Source organism: Nocardia pseudobrasiliensis NBRC 108224 (assembly GCF_001613105.1).
In the GTDB taxonomy this organism is placed as follows: Bacteria; Actinomycetota; Actinomycetes; order Mycobacteriales; family Mycobacteriaceae; genus Nocardia; species Nocardia pseudobrasiliensis.
In genome coordinates this window covers 314457-329350 of the sequence record NZ_BDBS01000002.1, presented here as the reverse complement: position 1 = coordinate 329350, position 14894 = coordinate 314457, and the positions used below count along the sequence as shown (strand labels likewise).

Here is a 14894-nt window from a genome sequence, read left to right as displayed (position 1 = left end):
GAACTGCTCGTCACATCGACTGTCTCCCTTGGCCTCCGGGATGCGACGGGATCGCCCGAATGGCAAACTGACCGGTATGCAGGTTGATGTCGTCACGGCTGTTCATGGCGGCTACGCCTGCTATCTGCCCGCCGCGTGGCGCTCATTGTGTGCCCAGACCCATCCGGATTGGCGCTGGTTGTTGCAGATCGACGGCCCCTCGGCCGAGGTGCTCGCCGAGCTCGAGAGCTGCGGCGCGGCCGACGATCCGCGAATATATCTGGGCGGCAACGTAACCCAGGAGGGGCCGGCTACTACGCGCAATGTCGCGCTCGGTCGTGCGCGCGCACCGCTGGTCCAGAATTTGGATGCCGACGACGAACTCGAACCCACGGCATTGGCGACGCTGGCCGAGGCGCTGGCGGTGCATCCGGACGCCGGTTTCGCCGTGGGCCCGGCGCGGGATCTGATGGATTCCGGTGAGCTGGTGGACTTCCCGTTTCCGTTCCCGCCGGGGCCGCTGCCCCGGGGTGCCCTGGTCGACGCCTGGGTCACCGATCGCGACAACTATCGACTGCCGGTCGTTCCCGCCGCGGTGATGTGGCGGCGCAGTCTGCTGCTCGCCGCGGGCGGCTGGGCCGGGCTGCGCAATATGGAGGACACCGGGCTGCTGATGGCCGGTTCGGCCCTCGCACCCGGTGCGGTCGTGGACACGATCGTCCTGCGCTATCGCAAACACCACGGCCAGCGCACCAAGGAAACACTCGAGTTCAACGGCTGGGCCGGTCAGATCTCCCTGATCCGCCGTCGCGCCGCCACCCTGCTGGCGGGCCCGGGCTGGAACGCGGAAGTCGCACTCGTATGAGCCACGGTCGCCGCGGGATTCGGCACGGTTCGACGCTCACGCAGTAGCCCCACCGTGGCGCACCCGCTCGCCAGCAGCCAGATCACCGGCCCAGATGGTCGAAGGCCCCGGGCACACGGCAGTGCCCGGGGCCGAAGGTTTCGCCGAACTCAGAACTCCCAGTCCTCGTCCTCGGTATTGACCGCCTTACCGATCACATAGCTCGAGCCCGAGCCGGAGAAGAAGTCGTGGTTCTCATCGGCATTGGGCGACAGCGCCGAGAGGATGGCCGGGTTGACGTCGGTCTCGTCCTTGGGGAACAGGCCCTCGTAGCCCAGATTCATCAGGGCCTTGTTGGCGTTGTAGCGCAGGAACTTCTTGACGTCCTCGGTGAGGCCGACCTCGTCGTAGAGGTCCTGGGTGTACTCGACCTCGTTCTCGTAGAGCTCGTAGAGCAGTTCGAAGGTGTAGTTCTTCAGCTCGTCGCGCTCGGCGGGCGCGAGCTGCTCGAGGCCGCGCTGGTACTTGTAGCCGATGTAGTAGCCGTGCACGGCCTCGTCGCGGATGATCAGGCGGATCAGATCGGCGGTGTTGGTGAGCTTGGCCCGCGAGGACCAGTACATCGGCAGGTAGAAGCCGGAGTAGAACAGGAAGCTCTCCAGCAGCGTGGAGGCCACCTTGCGCTTGAGCGGCTCCTCGCCCCGGTAGTACTCGAGGACGATCTCGGCCTTGCGCTGCAGATTGCGGTTCTCCTCCGACCAGCGGAAGGCGTCGTCGATCTCGCGGGTGGAGCACAGCGTGGAGAAGATCGAGCTGTAGCTCTTGGCGTGCACCGACTCCATGAACGCGATATTGGTGAGCACCGCCTCCTCGTGCGGGGTGAGCGCGTCGGGAATCAGGCTCACCGCGCCGACCGTGCCCTGAATCGTGTCGAGCAGGGTCAGACCGGTGAACACGCGCATGGTGAGCTGCTTCTCCTGCGCGGTCAGCGTGGCCCACGACGGAATGTCATTGGACACCGGAACCTTCTCCGGCAACCAGAAGTTGCCGACCAGCCGGTCCCAGACCTCGGCATCCTTCTCGTCGGGCACCCGATTCCAGTTGATCGCTGACACTCGGTCGATCAATTTCACGCCCGCTCACTCACCCTTCTCACCTCATGGATCCGTGCGGATTTCCCTCGCCCAGAACACTACTACTGGGGTCCGACAACAACGATCAACACAACAGCTTGTGTCTCGGCCCGTCCTGGACGAACGCGCGAATCGCGTGCCGGGATCCACAACGACGCCTGGGAGCGTACCGGAATGCCCAGCGTCACAACCGGTGCGGGACCGGCATGGCGAATCAGATGCCCAGGACCATTTTGGCGGTGGTGAAGTAGATGACCAGGCCGGTCGCGTCGACCAGCGTGGTGACCATCGGCGCGGAGATCACCGCCGGATCGATACGCAACTTCTTGGCCAGCAACGGCATCGTGCCGCCGATGGTCGCGGCCCAGCCGCAGATGACCACCAGCGTGATGCCCACGACCACCGCGATCTGCGCCCCGACGAAGACCGCGCCGATGAGCATGCCGACCGCCGCCAACATCGCGCCGAGCACCAGGCCCACCCGCAGTTCGCGCCAGATCACGCGCAGCAGATCCGATACTCGCACCTCGCCGACCGCCAGCGCGCGCACGCACGAGGTCGCCGCCTGCGCACCGGCGTTGCCGCCCGCGCCGATCAGCAGCGGAATGAACAGGGCCAGATGCGCCGCCTGCGCCAGCGTCGCCTCGAAGGCATCGGTCACCGTGACGGTCAGCGTCGCCGCGACCAGCAGGAGCAGCAGCCACATCGCGCGGTAGCGGGCGAGCTGAAAGACCTTGGCCGCCATATAATGTCCGGCCCAGGGCTGGGTTCCGGCCTGGCGCGCGACGTCCTCGCTGTCGGCCGCCTCGATCACCTCGACCGCGTCGTCGATGGTGAGCAATCCCACCAACCGGTCCTCGCTGTCGACCACCGGCAGGTTGATGACATTGGTCTCGCGCATGAGCCGGGCGGCCCGCTCCGCGGAATCGGTGGCGCGCGCGAAAACCGGTTCCGTGACAACCAGATCGGACACCATCGTCTCCGGCGCGCTGAGCACCAGCTCGCGCAGTTCCACGATGCCGATCAGCCGCCGTCCGGCATCGACCACGGGCAGCGTGTATACGGTCTCCGCGCCCGAACCCTTGGTGCGGACCATGCGCAGCGCCTGTTCGACGGTCAGATTCCGCGGCAGCGCAACGACTTCCGGGGTCATGTAGCGCCCGGCCGAACCCTCCGGATAGCCGAGCAGGGCCGCGGTCATCCGGCGCTCGTGCGGGCTCAGGCCCGCGAGCACCTTCTTGGCGACCTTGGCCGGGGCCTCGCGCAGCATGCGGGCGCGGTCGTCGGGATCCATGCCCTCGACCAGTTCGCGGAAGCTCTGATCGCGCAGGCCCGTGAGGATCTGCTGCTGATCGACCGGTTCGAGCTCCTCGAACACCGCCAGCGCGCGGTCCTTGTCCAGCAGCCGGAAGGCCATTCCGGCGTGCAGGGCGTCCATGCGCGCGAGTTCGTCGGCGATCAGGTGCGGCGGATGGTCGTCGAGCCAGCGCAGCGTGGCCTCGACGCGACGGCTGTCGACGACATCGCACAGCGATTCGGCGGGCGCGGTCTCGGTGGGGCGCGCAGGGGCAACGACGGACAGATCTGTCGGCGACATGGCAGTTCCTCGGCACGAGCGAGTCGATGATGAGTGGATCGAGAACCGGATCACACCGCGAGGCACCGACCCCGCTGCCGTCGAACTATCGGCAGGTCACAGGGGCGGCGCCGCGCGGCCTTCGACTAGGGGGTTCGCTACGCACAGCTACCCACCTCCTTGTCATCGGCCACTGTCAGGGGTACGCCGCCCAGGCGCACAGCAACTACAACAGCAGTTTACTGCTCAACGACCCGCGACGCGCGGGCGGGGACGATATGGTTCGGCAATCCGTTGCGCGGCATGCAAATCCCCACGGCGCTGATCATTTTTCGATCATTTCCCGCTCGACCTACCCGCGCGCGCATTGGGCGGCCGACCGGTATGGCTTAGGGTCTGCCCTCGTGCGTGTACTGGTGTTGGAGGACGATCCGCGACTGTCGGAGGAGGTCACCGCCGGATTACGCGGGGCCGGATTCGCGGTGGACGTCGCCTCCGATATCGCCGACGCCGACTTCAAGATCGCCGTGAACGGCTACGACTGCCTGGTCGTCGACCGCGGCCTACCCGACGGCGACGGCCTGGACCTGGTCGCCGACACCCGCGCCGCGGGTCGCTCGGTCCCCGCCCTGATCCTCACCGCCCGCGACGGCCTCGCCGACCGCATCGCCGGATTCGAGAACGGCGCCGACGACTACCTGGCCAAACCCTTCGCCCTGCCCGAGCTGATCCTGCGCGTACGCGCCCTGTGCCGCCGCCGCGACCACCCCGCGGCCTCCCGAATCACCGTGGGCGACATAGAAATCGACCTCATGCGCCGCCGAGTCCACCGCGCAGGCATCCTCCTCACCCTCACCCCCAAGGAATTCGCCGTCCTGGAGCGCCTCGCAACCCACCCCGGCGCCACAATCTCCCGCACCGACCTCATCGAATGCTGCTGGGACGAAATGGCCGACCCCACCTCCAACGTCGTAGACGCGGTAGTAGCCAAACTCCGCCGCAAACTGGGCCCACCCTCCCCCATCGAAACCATCCGCGGCACAGGCTTCCTCCTCAACCCCGACCCCACTTCCCCCACGGCCCCAACACATCCCGCCGAGCCGCCCACCTCCCCCAATTCCCCGCTCATGCCGTCGGCGAGCGCCAGCGAGTCGACGGCATGAGCGGGGAGCAGCGGCCCGCCCTGGCCCGACTGCGGCGGACTCGGTGGATGTTGACCGCTCTGGTCACCACGATCACCGCGATATGTGTACTGGTGCTCGGCATCGCCGCGGCGCGGGTGGATACCCAATCCCGTTCGCGGGGAGTGGACAACGATCTCGATCGGGTCGCGGGTGGTCTCGCGCGGGCGCTGCTGTTGACCGAGGACGGGCATGCCATCGACGTGTCCACCATCACCGGTGACGAGCTGGCCAATCAGCGCACGGCCGTGGTCGTCATGACGCGCGAGAACCGTTCCAGCGCATGGCGACAGGCCCACGCCTATCTGCGCTCGCAGCTGCCCGGCGACGCCGAGCTGGAAATGCTGGCGTCCGACACGATCGACCGTTCCGATCAGCAGATCTACAAAACCCTCATGAACACCGGCACCGGCCGCAGCGGCGATCCGGTGCGGATCGCGGCGACCCCGGTCTTCTGGAACGACAACGAGATCGATACGGTCGTCATGGCCGGAGCGCCGCCGGTCGCGGGTGCGGACGCACATCGCTGGCTGGTCATCGGGCTGTTGTTCGGCGGCCTGCTCATCGTGGCCGCCGCGGCCGCGGCGGGACATCTGCTGTCGGGGCGCAGTATGCGCGCCGCGATCGCCGTCCTCGACGAGCACGAACAGTTCCTCGCCGACGCCGCCCACGAACTGCGGACCCCGCTCACCACGATGAAGCTGATCACCGAATCCCGCCCGCGCACACCGGAAGACGTCGACCGCGTCCTCGCCGAGACCCGCGGCCTGGCCGATCGCATGGGCCGCCTGGTGACCGGTCTACTGGCCCGCGCCCGCCTGCAGGCGGGCATCGCCGAACCGGAACGCACCCTGCTACGACTGGATCAACTCGCCGAAACCGTCGCCGAGGATCTGCCGCACGCGCGCATCACCGTCGACGCCCGTCCGTCGGTGGTCCTGGGCGACCCCGAACTGCTGAGCCTGGCCCTGCGCAACATGATCGAGAACGCCGTCCACCACGGCTCGGTCAACAAACTCGCGCCGGTCGAGGTGCACGTCGCCGAGGGTCGGGTCAGCGTGCGCGACCACGGCCCGGGTATCGATCCGGCCTTGGCGGCCAACCCCTTCGACCGCGGCGCGGTCGGTCGCAGCGGCCGCCACGGCATCGGGCTGGCCCTGGTCGCCTGGGTCGCGCGCGTACACGGCGGCAATGCCGCGATCGAACCGGCCGCGGGCGGCGGCACAATCGCGACGCTGTGGCTGCCCCCGGCCGAACTGCCCGTCGCCGCGATCACGAAATCCTCATAACCGTCCTGTTGGAATGGGCCGAAGAGGGGCTCGTTCCTCGGAAAGGACACATCGATGACGACTCGGATCGCGCTGGCGGTGTTCGCGCTGGCCTTCGGCGCACTGCTCGGCGGCGGGGCGCGGGCACTGGCCGACGATGTCCGCTACGGCACCTACGACAACCGCGCCGCCTGCGAGGCGCGCGGCGCCGATACCGAGGCGCATCCCGGCTGGACTCGCTACGAATGCCGCCCGGTCTCGGTGCGGGGCTGGGAGTTGTATCTGGTCGGCTGAGCGCTCACCAGGACGCCGACGCCCGACTGGCCGCGACCACCGGCAGGGTGATGATCATCGTGAGCCCGCCCCCGGGTGTGTCGTCCGGGGTCAGCCGCCCGCCCATCGCCTCCACCAGCCCGCGCGCCAATGCCAGACCCAGCCCGATCCCACTGTGATTGTCACGATCGTCGAATCGCTGGAAGGGCTGAAAGACCCGCTCGCGCTGGGCGATCGGAATACCCGGCCCGTGATCGATGACCCGGATCTGCACACCGTCCCCGCAGGAATTCGCGGTCACCAGCACCCCGCTGTCGCCCGGAGCGAAGCGCAGCGCATTGCGCAGCAGATTGTTCATCGCCCGATCGATCAGCTCCGGATCCACCACGACCGCGGGCAATGCCGCCGCCATCCGGGTCTGCACCGCGATCGCGGCCGGACCCAGATCGGCGATACTCGACTCCACCAGATCCACCACATCCACCGGCCGCGCCGCGACCGCCAGCGTGCCCGCGCGCAACTTGCTGAGCTCCATCAGGTTGTCGACCAGTCCGTCGAGTTTGCGCAGCGAAACCGACGCCACATCGAGCAGATCGCGGCGCTGATCCTCACTCGGATGCACATCGTCACTGGCCAGCCCGTCGACCGCGGCCAATGCGGCGGCCAGCGGCGTGCGCAGATCGTGTCCCATCGCGGTGAGCAGCGCGGTCCGCACCCGCTCGCCCTCCGGCGCGGCCGCGACCTGATCGGCCACCGCACTGCCCGACCGACGGATCACCCGTTCGATCAGCACGTCGAACACCGCCCCGGCCACCAGGTAGGCGACCAGCAGCAGCACATTCTCCGGATCGGCCACCGCGAAGGAATGAATCGGCGGTGCGAAGTAGTAGGCGAGCAACAGGAATCCGGCCACGCTGGTGAGCAACGCGGGCAATCGCCCGCCGATCACCGAAACCGCCGCGACCGCGAACAGATAGACCAATGTATCCCCCACCAGCGACAACTCGGCCCGCACCAGCGCGAGCACCCCGGTCAGCAACGGCAGCAGCACCACCGCCACCGCGAACCCGACCACCCGCCACCGCCAGTCCCCCCGCACCCCATAACCCCGCCCGACCCCCGCCAGGGCGCCCAGACGGGCGGTCAGTGTCGCTCTCACGGTCACCCTCCCTCGCACGGCTCGGACGGACACCCCGCGCATCACGCGGGGCCATCACCCATCCTGACCGGCCAGAACCCGTCAATCACGCACCAAAACGAAATCCTGACGCAGTGTTGACGGGATTCAGTACCCGATGGTGAAGCGCCGCTGCACGAACCGAACTCGCCCAATACGAAAGGGCGCCTCCGGGGTTTCCGGAAGCGCCCTTCGCACAACGGTTCTCAGAGCATGCAGCTCACGCAGCCCTCGACCTCGGTGCCCTCCAGCGCCATCTGGCGGATGCGGATGTAGTAGAGGGTCTTGATGCCCTTGCGCCAGGCGTAGATCTGCGCCCGGTTGACATCGCGGGTGGTGGCGGTGTCCTTGAAGAACAGCGTCAGCGACAGGCCCTGGTCCACGTGCTGGGTGGCCGCGGCGTAGGTGTCGATGATCTTCTCGTAGCCGATGTCGTAGGCGTCCTGGAAGTAGTCGAGATTCTCGTTGGTCATATAGGGCGCGGGGTAGTAGACGCGCCCGATCTTGCCTTCCTTGCGGATCTCGATCTTCGACGCCACCGGGTGGATCGAGCTGGTGGAGTGGTTGATGTAGGAGATCGAGCCGGTCGGCGGCACGGCCTGCAGGTTCTGGTTGTAGATGCCGTGGGCCATGACCGAGGCCTTCAGCTCGCGCCAGTCGTCCTGGGTCGGGATGTGCACGCCCGCCTCGGCGAAGATCCCGCGCACCCGCTCGGTCTGCGGCTCCCACGTCTGCTCGGTGTACTTGTCGAAGTACTCGCCGCTGGCGTACTTCGACTCGGCGAAGCCGCCGAAGGACTGGCCGCGCTCGATGGCCAGCTTGTTCGACGCCCGGATCGCGTGGAAGGCGATCGTGTAGAAGTAGATGTTCGTGAAGTCGACGCCCTCGTCGGAGCCGTAGTGGATGTGCTCGCGGGCCAGGTAGCCGTGCAGGTTCATCTGTCCGAGGCCGATGGCGTGGGACTGGTTGTTGCCCTGCTCGATCGAGGGCACCGAGTAGATGTGGGTCTGATCCGAGACGGCGGTCAGGGCGCGGATCGCGGTCTCCACGGTCTGGCCGAAGTCCGGCGAATCCATGGTCTTGGCGATGTTGAGCGAACCCAGATTGCACGAGATGTCCTTGCCCACCTTGGCGTAGGACAGATCGTCGTTGTAGATCGAGGGCGTGGAGACCTGCAGGATCTCCGAGCACAGGTTGGAGTGGGTGATCTTGCCCGCGATCGGATTGGCGCGATTCACCGTGTCCTCGTACATGATGTACGGGTAGCCCGACTCGAACTGCAGCTCGGCGATGGTCTGGAAGAACTCGCGCGCGTTGATCTTCGACTTGCGAATCCGCTTGTCGTCGACCATCTCGTAGTACTTCTCGGTGACGTTCACATCAGCGAACGGCACGCCGTAGAGGCGCTCGACGTCGTAGGGCGAGAACAGGTACATGTCCTCGTTCTTCTTCGCCAGCTCGAAGGTGATGTCGGGGATCACCACGCCCAGGCTCAGCGTTTTGATGCGGATCTTCTCGTCCGCGTTCTCGCGCTTGGTGTCGAGGAAGCGGTAGATGTCGGGGTGGTGCGCGTGCAGATACACCGCGCCCGCGCCCTGCCGCGCGCCGAGCTGATTGGCGTAGGAGAACGAATCCTCCAGCAGCTTCATGATCGGGATGACGCCCGAGGACTGGTTCTCGATCTTCTTGATCGGCGCGCCGTGCTCACGAATATTGCTGAGCAGCAATGCGACACCGCCGCCGCGCTTGGACAGCTGCAGTGCGGAGTTGATCGAGCGACCGATGGACTCCATATTGTCCTCGATGCGCAGCAGGAAGCACGACACCGGTTCGCCGCGCTGCTTCTTGCCCGAGTTGAGGAATGTCGGGGTGGCCGGCTGGAAGCGGCCGTCCATGATCTCGTCGACCAGCGACTGGGCCAGCGGCTCGTCACCGGCGGCCAGGGTGAGCGCGACCATGCACACCCGGTCCTCGAAGCGCTCCAGATAGCGCTTGCCGTCGAAGGTCTTGAGCGTGTACGAGGTGTAGTACTTGAACGCGCCGAGGAAGGTCGGGAACCGGAACTTCTTGGCGTAGGCCTGCTGGAAAAGCTTCTTCACGAAGGCCCGGCTGTACTGGTCCAGCACCTCGGGTTCGTAGTAGTTCTCCTCGACGAGGTAGTCGAGCTTCTCGTCGAGATTGTGGAAGAAGACGGTGTTCTGGTTGACATGCTGCAGGAAGTACTGCCGCGCGGCCTCGCGATCCCGCTCGAACTGGATCTCGCCGCCCGGTCCGTACAGGTTCAGCATCGCGTTGAGTGCGTGGTAGTCCAGGCCCTCGGTGGACGCGTCGCCGCTGACCGGACGCTCTAGGCGGGCCGTCTTTCCGGCCGGTGCTGTTGTCGTTGCCAAAACAATCCCAATCCCTCTCGGACGCGCTCGACGTCCTCGGCGGTTCCCATGAGTTCGAAGCGATACAGGTACGGCACCCCGCACTTGCGTGAGATCACTTCTCCCGCATAGCAGTACGTATCGCCGAAGTTTGTGTTGCCGGCCGCCACGACGCCGCGCAACAGCGCACGATTGTGCGGATCGTTGAGGAATTTCGCAACCTGCCGGGGCACGAATTCCTTGTCGGATCTGCTGCTCCCACCCTCTCCGCGCCCGGCGTCGAAGACGTGCTTACCTCCCCCGTAGGTGGGGGAGATAAGCACGTAGGGCTCGTCGACGCGAAGCGAGTCAGCGGTGTGGAGCGGAATGCGCGCGGCCGGGAGGCCCAGCCGCTGCACGAAACGATGCGTGTTCTCCGACGCGCTCGAGAAGTAGACCAGATTCGGCACCACTCCCCCTTTCCTCGTCGGATCAGGCCATTCGTCTACCTGAGAGCAATCAGGCCGCGGCCGTCACCAGGGCCTTGATGCGATCGGGGCGGAAGCCCGACCAGTGGTCGTCGCCGGCGACGACGACGGGAGCCTGCAGGTAGCCCAGCGCCATGACGAAATCGCGGGCCTCGGGGTTCTCGGAGATGTCGACGACCTCGTAGTCCACACCGGCCTTGTCGAGCGCGCGGTACGTGGCGTTGCACTGAACACATGCGGGCTTGGTGTAGACGGTGATGGTCATGGGTGTCCCTCTCTCCTTCGCCTTGTCCGGTATGCAGTGCACGGCTGAAGCCAGTTCCCGGCCACCCGCGCGCCGGGACAAGTCCTGATCCTGCGCAAACCCCTGGAAGCGGTTGCCGAGGCCCAGGTCGCGAGAGTGTGACCGGTACGGAGTCCGCAACGTTCTCCAGTGCCGTAGACACTACACCTAGTGGCCGACAGATTCATACAACACGACATGTTGCGAGTCACAAAGGTGAAATTCGATCGGCGTAAGTACCTGGACAGTTGATTCGCAACCCGACACGACAGTGGCGCACATCACGATTTCGCGACACAGCTCTTTCCCAGCAAACCCACCCGCAACACCAATCACACCCCTCCCCAACCCCCCGAACGACCACGGGCCGCCCGCCCGCAACCGGACGAGCGGCCCGAGCCGCGACGTAGAGCTCAGCCCTGCCGAGCCTTGAACCGAGGCTCCTTCTTGTTGATCACAAACGTCCGCCCCCGCCGCCGAACAACCTGAGCCCCCGGCTTGTCCTTCAACGACCGCAACGAGTTCCGAACCTTCATCTCTTCACCTCCAGTAATGAAAACGGTTTTCATAGTCTATACATTCCATCATCGGAGACGAAAAGCCCCGGCCCGGTGCTGACGCGCCGAGCCGGGGGATATGAGACGGCTACGCCACACCCGAAAGGGAGCACCACGACCCAATACAACCGTCAGGATGGACTGCGCTGCGCGCCGCTCACCCGAATCAGCAGCCACCACTCGCTCACCCCAAGGCGAGCGCCCTCATCAAGGGCGGCGGTCAGGCGTTGACGCGGGACCTGGTGGCCTCGACCAGTTCTCGGACGGCGGCGGCGAGTTGGGTGAGGGCCTCGGCGTCTTCGCGGGGGTGGGCCGCGGCGAAGCGCTGGTTGATGGTGCCGAAGTGCAGGTGGGCGCTTTCGACTACCGCGGCGCCCGCGACACCGAGGGCCTTGACGGTGTCGCCGTGGGACCACTTGGCGGCGTTGGAGCTGATCGAAGCGCTGATCACCGCGGTGGGCTTGTCCTTGATCGAGCCCTGGCCGTAGGGGCGCGAGGCCCAGTCGATGGCGTTCTTCAGTGCGGCGGGGATGGTGCCGTTGTATTCGGGCACGAACAGCAGCAGGCCGTCGGCCGCGGCCACCGCGTCGCGCAATGCGGACGCCGTTGCGGGCAGGCTACCGGGAACGTCGATGTCCTCGTTGTAGAAAGGGATATCGGCGAGACCGGCGTAGATCTCGACCTCGACACCATCCGGTGCGGTCTGGGCGGCGGCCTCGGCGAGCTGCCGGTTGAACGACCCGGCGCGCAGGCTACCGACGAGAGCGAGAAGGCGAGTCTGGGACATGGTCACTCCTTGTGCGATGGGCAAGCTGTTCCGCTTTCGTGTCACAATAACCGGACCATGGTCCGCTTCATTCCTGTGAGGTAGCCCCTTGTGACCCGAGACACAAACATCGAACATTCGAAGTCGATTCCGATCGAACCGATCTCGCCGCCGTTCCCCTCGATCGAATCGGCGACCACCCTGCCGGTCGCCGAACACACCGAGCGTAGCGACGCCGCGCGCAATCGGCAGCTGCTGCTGGACGCCGCCGAACAGCTGGTGCGCGAGCACGGCGCCGACGCCGTCACCATGGACGAGGTCGCCAAGCGCGCCGGCGTCGGTAAGGGCACGGTCTTCCGCCGCTTCGGCAATCGCTCCGGACTCATGATGGCCCTGCTCGACCAGTCCGACCGAAAACTGCAGGCCGCCTACATCTTCGGCCCACCCCCGCTCGGTCCGGGCGCCCCGCCGGTGGAGCGCCTGGTGGCCTTCGGCCGCGCCCGGCTGGCCGCCATCGAGGTGGAGGGCGAGGTCCGCCGCGCCGCCGACGAGCACGGCCGCTTCGCCTCACCGCCCTACAACATCGCCAGAACCCATGTCGCCCTGCTGCTGCGCCAAGCCGGAACCAGCGGCGAGATCCCGCTGCTGGCCGATACGCTGCTGACCACCCTCGACGCCACGCTGGTCCTACATCAGGTCCAGGTCCTCGGCTACTCCCTCGACCAGATCGGCGACCATTGGGAACATCTGGTCCGTTCGCTCGTACCTCGTGACCGTTAAAGTGACGCCATGGGGAACCTGCGCGAACAGATCATCGCCGAATTGGGCGTCCAGCCGGTCATCGAGCCGAAGGTCGAGATACGCAGGCGTGTCGACTTCCTCAAGGAGTATCTGAAGTCCACGCCCGCAACGGGTTTCGTACTCGGCATCAGCGGCGGTCAGGATTCCTCGCTGACCGGGCGGCTGTGCCAGCTGGCCGCGGAGGAGTTGCGCGCGGAGGGCCGCGAGACCACCTTCGTCGCGGTGCGGCTGCCCTACGGCGTACAGGCCGACGAGGAGGACGCCCAGATCGCGCTGCGATTCATCCGCCCCGACCGCTCGATCGAGGTGAACGTCAAACCGAGCGCCGACGCGGTGGGCGCGGAATCGGCGCAGGGCCTGCGCGAAATCCTCGGCGAGCAGCCGCAATTGCGCGACTTCGTACGCGGCAACATCAAGGCCCGCGAGCGCATGGTCATCCAGTACGCGATCGCCGGTCAGCTGAACATGCTGGTGGTCGGCACCGATCACGCCGCCGAGGCGGTCACCGGTTTCTTCACCAAATACGGCGACGGCGGCGTCGACGTCACCCCGCTCACCGGCCTGACCAAACGCCAGGGCGCGGCCCTGCTGCAGGAACTGGGCGCCCCGCCGAGCGTGTGGCAGAAGGTCCCCACCGCCGACCTCGAGGACGACCGCCCCGCCCTCCCCGACGAGGTCGCCCTCGGCCTGAAATACACCCAGATCGACGACTATCTCGAGGGCAAGGACGTCGAACCGGAAGTCGCCGACCGGGTCGAAACGATCTTCCGCAACACCCGGCACAAGCGCACCGTGCCGGTGACCCCACTCGATACCTGGTGGCAGGGCTGAAGTTCAGCCGTCCCGGCGTTCCACCGCTATCCGCCCGCGAAGGGCGGCAGCACATCGACCCGCTCGCCCAGGCGCATCCGTCCGTCGCGGGTGAGCTCGTCGCCGATCAGGAAGGCGCACACCTTCAACATCGTGTCGAGGTCGGAACCGTATGTGGCCGACAGGCTTCGGCGCAGATCACCGACCGTGGCGTCGGCGGGCAGGTCGACACGCTCGCTGGACTTGCCGACCGCGTCGGCGATCGCGGCGAAATAGCGGACCTCAACCACCGATGGCTCCCATCGTCCGTTCCGGGGGCACGAATCCGACGGCATCGATGCCGTGCCCGGCCCATTTGTTCCACATCGCGCCGCGCCACAGCGTCGACAGTTCCGCATCGCTCGCGCCCGCGCGCAGCGGGGTGCGCAGATCGTATTCCTGATCGCTGAACAGGCACGAGCGGATCATGCCGTCGGCGGTCAGCCGGGTGCGGTCGCAGTCGCCGCAGAATTTGCGGGTCACCGAGGCGATGATGCCGACCGTTGCCGGACCGCCGTCCACCAGCCAGCTCTCCGCGGGCGCGGACGGATCGTCGCGGCCGATCTCGGTGAGGGTGAACCGCGCGCCGAGCACCTCGAGCAGTTCGGCGGCGGTGACCATGCGCGTCCGCGCCCATTCGTGATCGGCGTCGAGCGGCATCTCCTCGATGAAACGCAGCTCACAACCCTCGTCCAGGCACCAGCGCAGCAGATCCGTTGCACCGCCGAGGGTTTCGCGCATGAGCACGGCGTTCACCTTCACCGGCGCGAGGCCCGCCCGCCGGGCGGCTCGGATACCGGACAGCACCGAACCGAGCCGGTCGCGCCGGGTCAGGCGGGCGAATCCGGCGCGGTCGACCGTGTCGAGGGAGACGTTGATCCGATTCAGCCCGGCCCGCGCCAGACCGGCGGCGCGATGTTCCAGCCCGACGGCATTGGTGGTCATCGACAGCGGCGTATCGGACAGTTCCGCCCGGCAGCCCGCGACGATCCGTTCCAGATCGCAGCGCATGAGCGGCTCGCCGCCGGTGAAGCGGACCTCGCGCACCCCGAGATCGTGTACGGCCAGCGTGATCACCCGCACGATCTCCTCGGCGGAGAGCAGTTCGTCGGCGGGAATCGCCGGAAGACCCTCCTCGGGCATGCAATAGGTGCAGCGCAGCGAGCATTTCTCGGTGATGGATACACGCAAATCACGGGCTACCCGCCCGAAGCGGTCGACCAGATACGGAGTGTCGGGCCGGCCGTCCAGCGCGGGCCGCTTGCCTCGCACTGCGGGAATTCCCATCACAACCACGGTCACGGCACCCATTATTGTCACGTTCGTCCCGGCATGCTTCGGAGGAATCTACGAACTGTGCCCACACCTGCG

Annotated in this window: 16 protein-coding genes; 6 read left to right on the top strand and 10 right to left on the bottom strand. The window is 66.6% G+C overall.

Features of this window, described 5'->3' with window-relative positions; translation table 11 throughout:
- Positions 1 to 76: 76 nt before the first annotated feature.
- Entirely contained in the window at positions 77 to 844 is a 768-nt protein-coding gene (locus tag NP4_RS02855) for a glycosyltransferase family A protein (protein ID WP_067992034.1), read from the top strand.
- 149 nt (positions 845 to 993) lie between these two features.
- Here the strand turns inward: NP4_RS02855 and nrdF are convergent, their stop codons facing one another.
- Together nrdF and mgtE are read right to left on the bottom strand one after the other, a co-directional pair.
- Positions 994 to 1956, bottom strand: a complete 963-nt coding sequence (nrdF, locus tag NP4_RS02850) for a class 1b ribonucleoside-diphosphate reductase subunit beta (RefSeq protein WP_067991287.1) — start codon at positions 1954 to 1956, stop codon at positions 994 to 996.
- Between the two features lie 214 nt (positions 1957 to 2170).
- Positions 2171 to 3553 (bottom strand): magnesium transporter, encoded by a 1383-nt coding sequence (mgtE, locus tag NP4_RS02845; protein ID WP_067991283.1) that lies wholly within the window; start codon positions 3551 to 3553, stop codon positions 2171 to 2173.
- Positions 3554 to 3936: 383 nt separating this feature from the next.
- On the opposite strand from mgtE, the gene NP4_RS02840 reads away from it, so the two are divergent.
- Genes NP4_RS02840 through NP4_RS02830 form a run of 3 tightly spaced genes read left to right on the top strand, consistent with a single transcriptional unit; the run spans position 3937 to position 6275 of the window.
- Complete coding sequence (locus tag NP4_RS02840) at positions 3937 to 4695, top strand: response regulator transcription factor (protein WP_082875463.1); 759 nt, start codon at positions 3937 to 3939, stop codon at positions 4693 to 4695.
- Positions 4692 to 6002, top strand: a complete 1311-nt coding sequence (locus NP4_RS02835) for a sensor histidine kinase (RefSeq protein WP_067991280.1) — start codon at positions 4692 to 4694, stop codon at positions 6000 to 6002. The genes NP4_RS02840 and NP4_RS02835 overlap by 4 nt, the downstream gene beginning before the upstream one ends.
- A gap of 54 nt (positions 6003 to 6056) precedes the next feature.
- Positions 6057 to 6275 (top strand): hypothetical protein, encoded by a 219-nt coding sequence (locus NP4_RS02830; protein ID WP_067991277.1) that lies wholly within the window; start codon positions 6057 to 6059, stop codon positions 6273 to 6275.
- A gap of 4 nt (positions 6276 to 6279) precedes the next feature.
- Here the strand turns inward: NP4_RS02830 and NP4_RS02825 are convergent, their stop codons facing one another.
- From NP4_RS02825 to NP4_RS02800, 6 genes are all read right to left on the bottom strand, one after another.
- The gene (locus NP4_RS02825) at positions 6280 to 7413 is read right to left on the bottom strand and encodes a sensor histidine kinase (protein WP_169813643.1); all 1134 of its coding nucleotides are present in this window, start codon (positions 7411 to 7413) and stop codon (positions 6280 to 6282) included.
- Positions 7414 to 7637: 224 nt separating this feature from the next.
- Positions 7638 to 9719 (bottom strand): class 1b ribonucleoside-diphosphate reductase subunit alpha, encoded by a 2082-nt coding sequence (gene nrdE, locus NP4_RS02820; RefSeq protein ID WP_245997024.1) that lies wholly within the window; start codon positions 9717 to 9719, stop codon positions 7638 to 7640.
- A gap of 59 nt (positions 9720 to 9778) precedes the next feature.
- Positions 9779 to 10249 (bottom strand): class Ib ribonucleoside-diphosphate reductase assembly flavoprotein NrdI, encoded by a 471-nt coding sequence (nrdI, locus tag NP4_RS02815; RefSeq protein WP_067992027.1) that lies wholly within the window; start codon positions 10247 to 10249, stop codon positions 9779 to 9781.
- A 49-nt stretch (positions 10250 to 10298) separates the two neighbouring features.
- Positions 10299 to 10532, bottom strand: a complete 234-nt coding sequence (locus NP4_RS02810; protein WP_062511933.1) for a redoxin NrdH — start codon at positions 10530 to 10532, stop codon at positions 10299 to 10301.
- Between the two features lie 431 nt (positions 10533 to 10963).
- On the bottom strand, positions 10964 to 11086 hold the full coding sequence (ykgO, locus tag NP4_RS02805; protein WP_062511938.1) for a type B 50S ribosomal protein L36: 123 nt from the start codon (positions 11084 to 11086) through the stop codon (positions 10964 to 10966).
- Positions 11087 to 11327: 241 nt separating this feature from the next.
- A complete protein-coding gene (locus tag NP4_RS02800; RefSeq protein WP_067991271.1) occupies positions 11328 to 11894 on the bottom strand; it encodes an NAD(P)H-dependent oxidoreductase in 567 nt (188 codons plus the stop codon).
- Positions 11895 to 12035: 141 nt separating this feature from the next.
- Here NP4_RS02800 and NP4_RS02795 point away from each other — a divergent pair, with 141 nt between their 5' ends.
- Together NP4_RS02795 and nadE are read left to right on the top strand one after the other, a co-directional pair.
- Complete coding sequence (locus tag NP4_RS02795; protein WP_373863805.1) at positions 12036 to 12653, top strand: TetR/AcrR family transcriptional regulator; 618 nt, start codon at positions 12036 to 12038, stop codon at positions 12651 to 12653.
- 9 nt (positions 12654 to 12662) lie between these two features.
- Positions 12663 to 13505, top strand: a complete 843-nt coding sequence (gene nadE, locus NP4_RS02790) for an NAD(+) synthase (RefSeq protein ID WP_067991268.1) — start codon at positions 12663 to 12665, stop codon at positions 13503 to 13505.
- A gap of 26 nt (positions 13506 to 13531) precedes the next feature.
- Here nadE and NP4_RS02785 read toward each other — a convergent pair whose 3' ends face one another.
- Together NP4_RS02785 and moaA are read right to left on the bottom strand one after the other, a co-directional pair.
- Positions 13532 to 13774 carry a MoaD/ThiS family protein gene (locus NP4_RS02785; RefSeq protein ID WP_067991264.1) on the bottom strand — a complete coding sequence of 81 codons (243 nt, stop codon included), beginning with the start codon at positions 13772 to 13774 and terminating at the stop codon, positions 13532 to 13534.
- Entirely contained in the window at positions 13767 to 14825 is a 1059-nt protein-coding gene (gene moaA, locus NP4_RS02780) for a GTP 3',8-cyclase MoaA (protein ID WP_067992021.1), read from the bottom strand. Before moaA ends, NP4_RS02785 begins: the two co-directional genes overlap by 8 nt.
- Between the last annotated feature and the right edge of the window lie 69 nt (positions 14826 to 14894).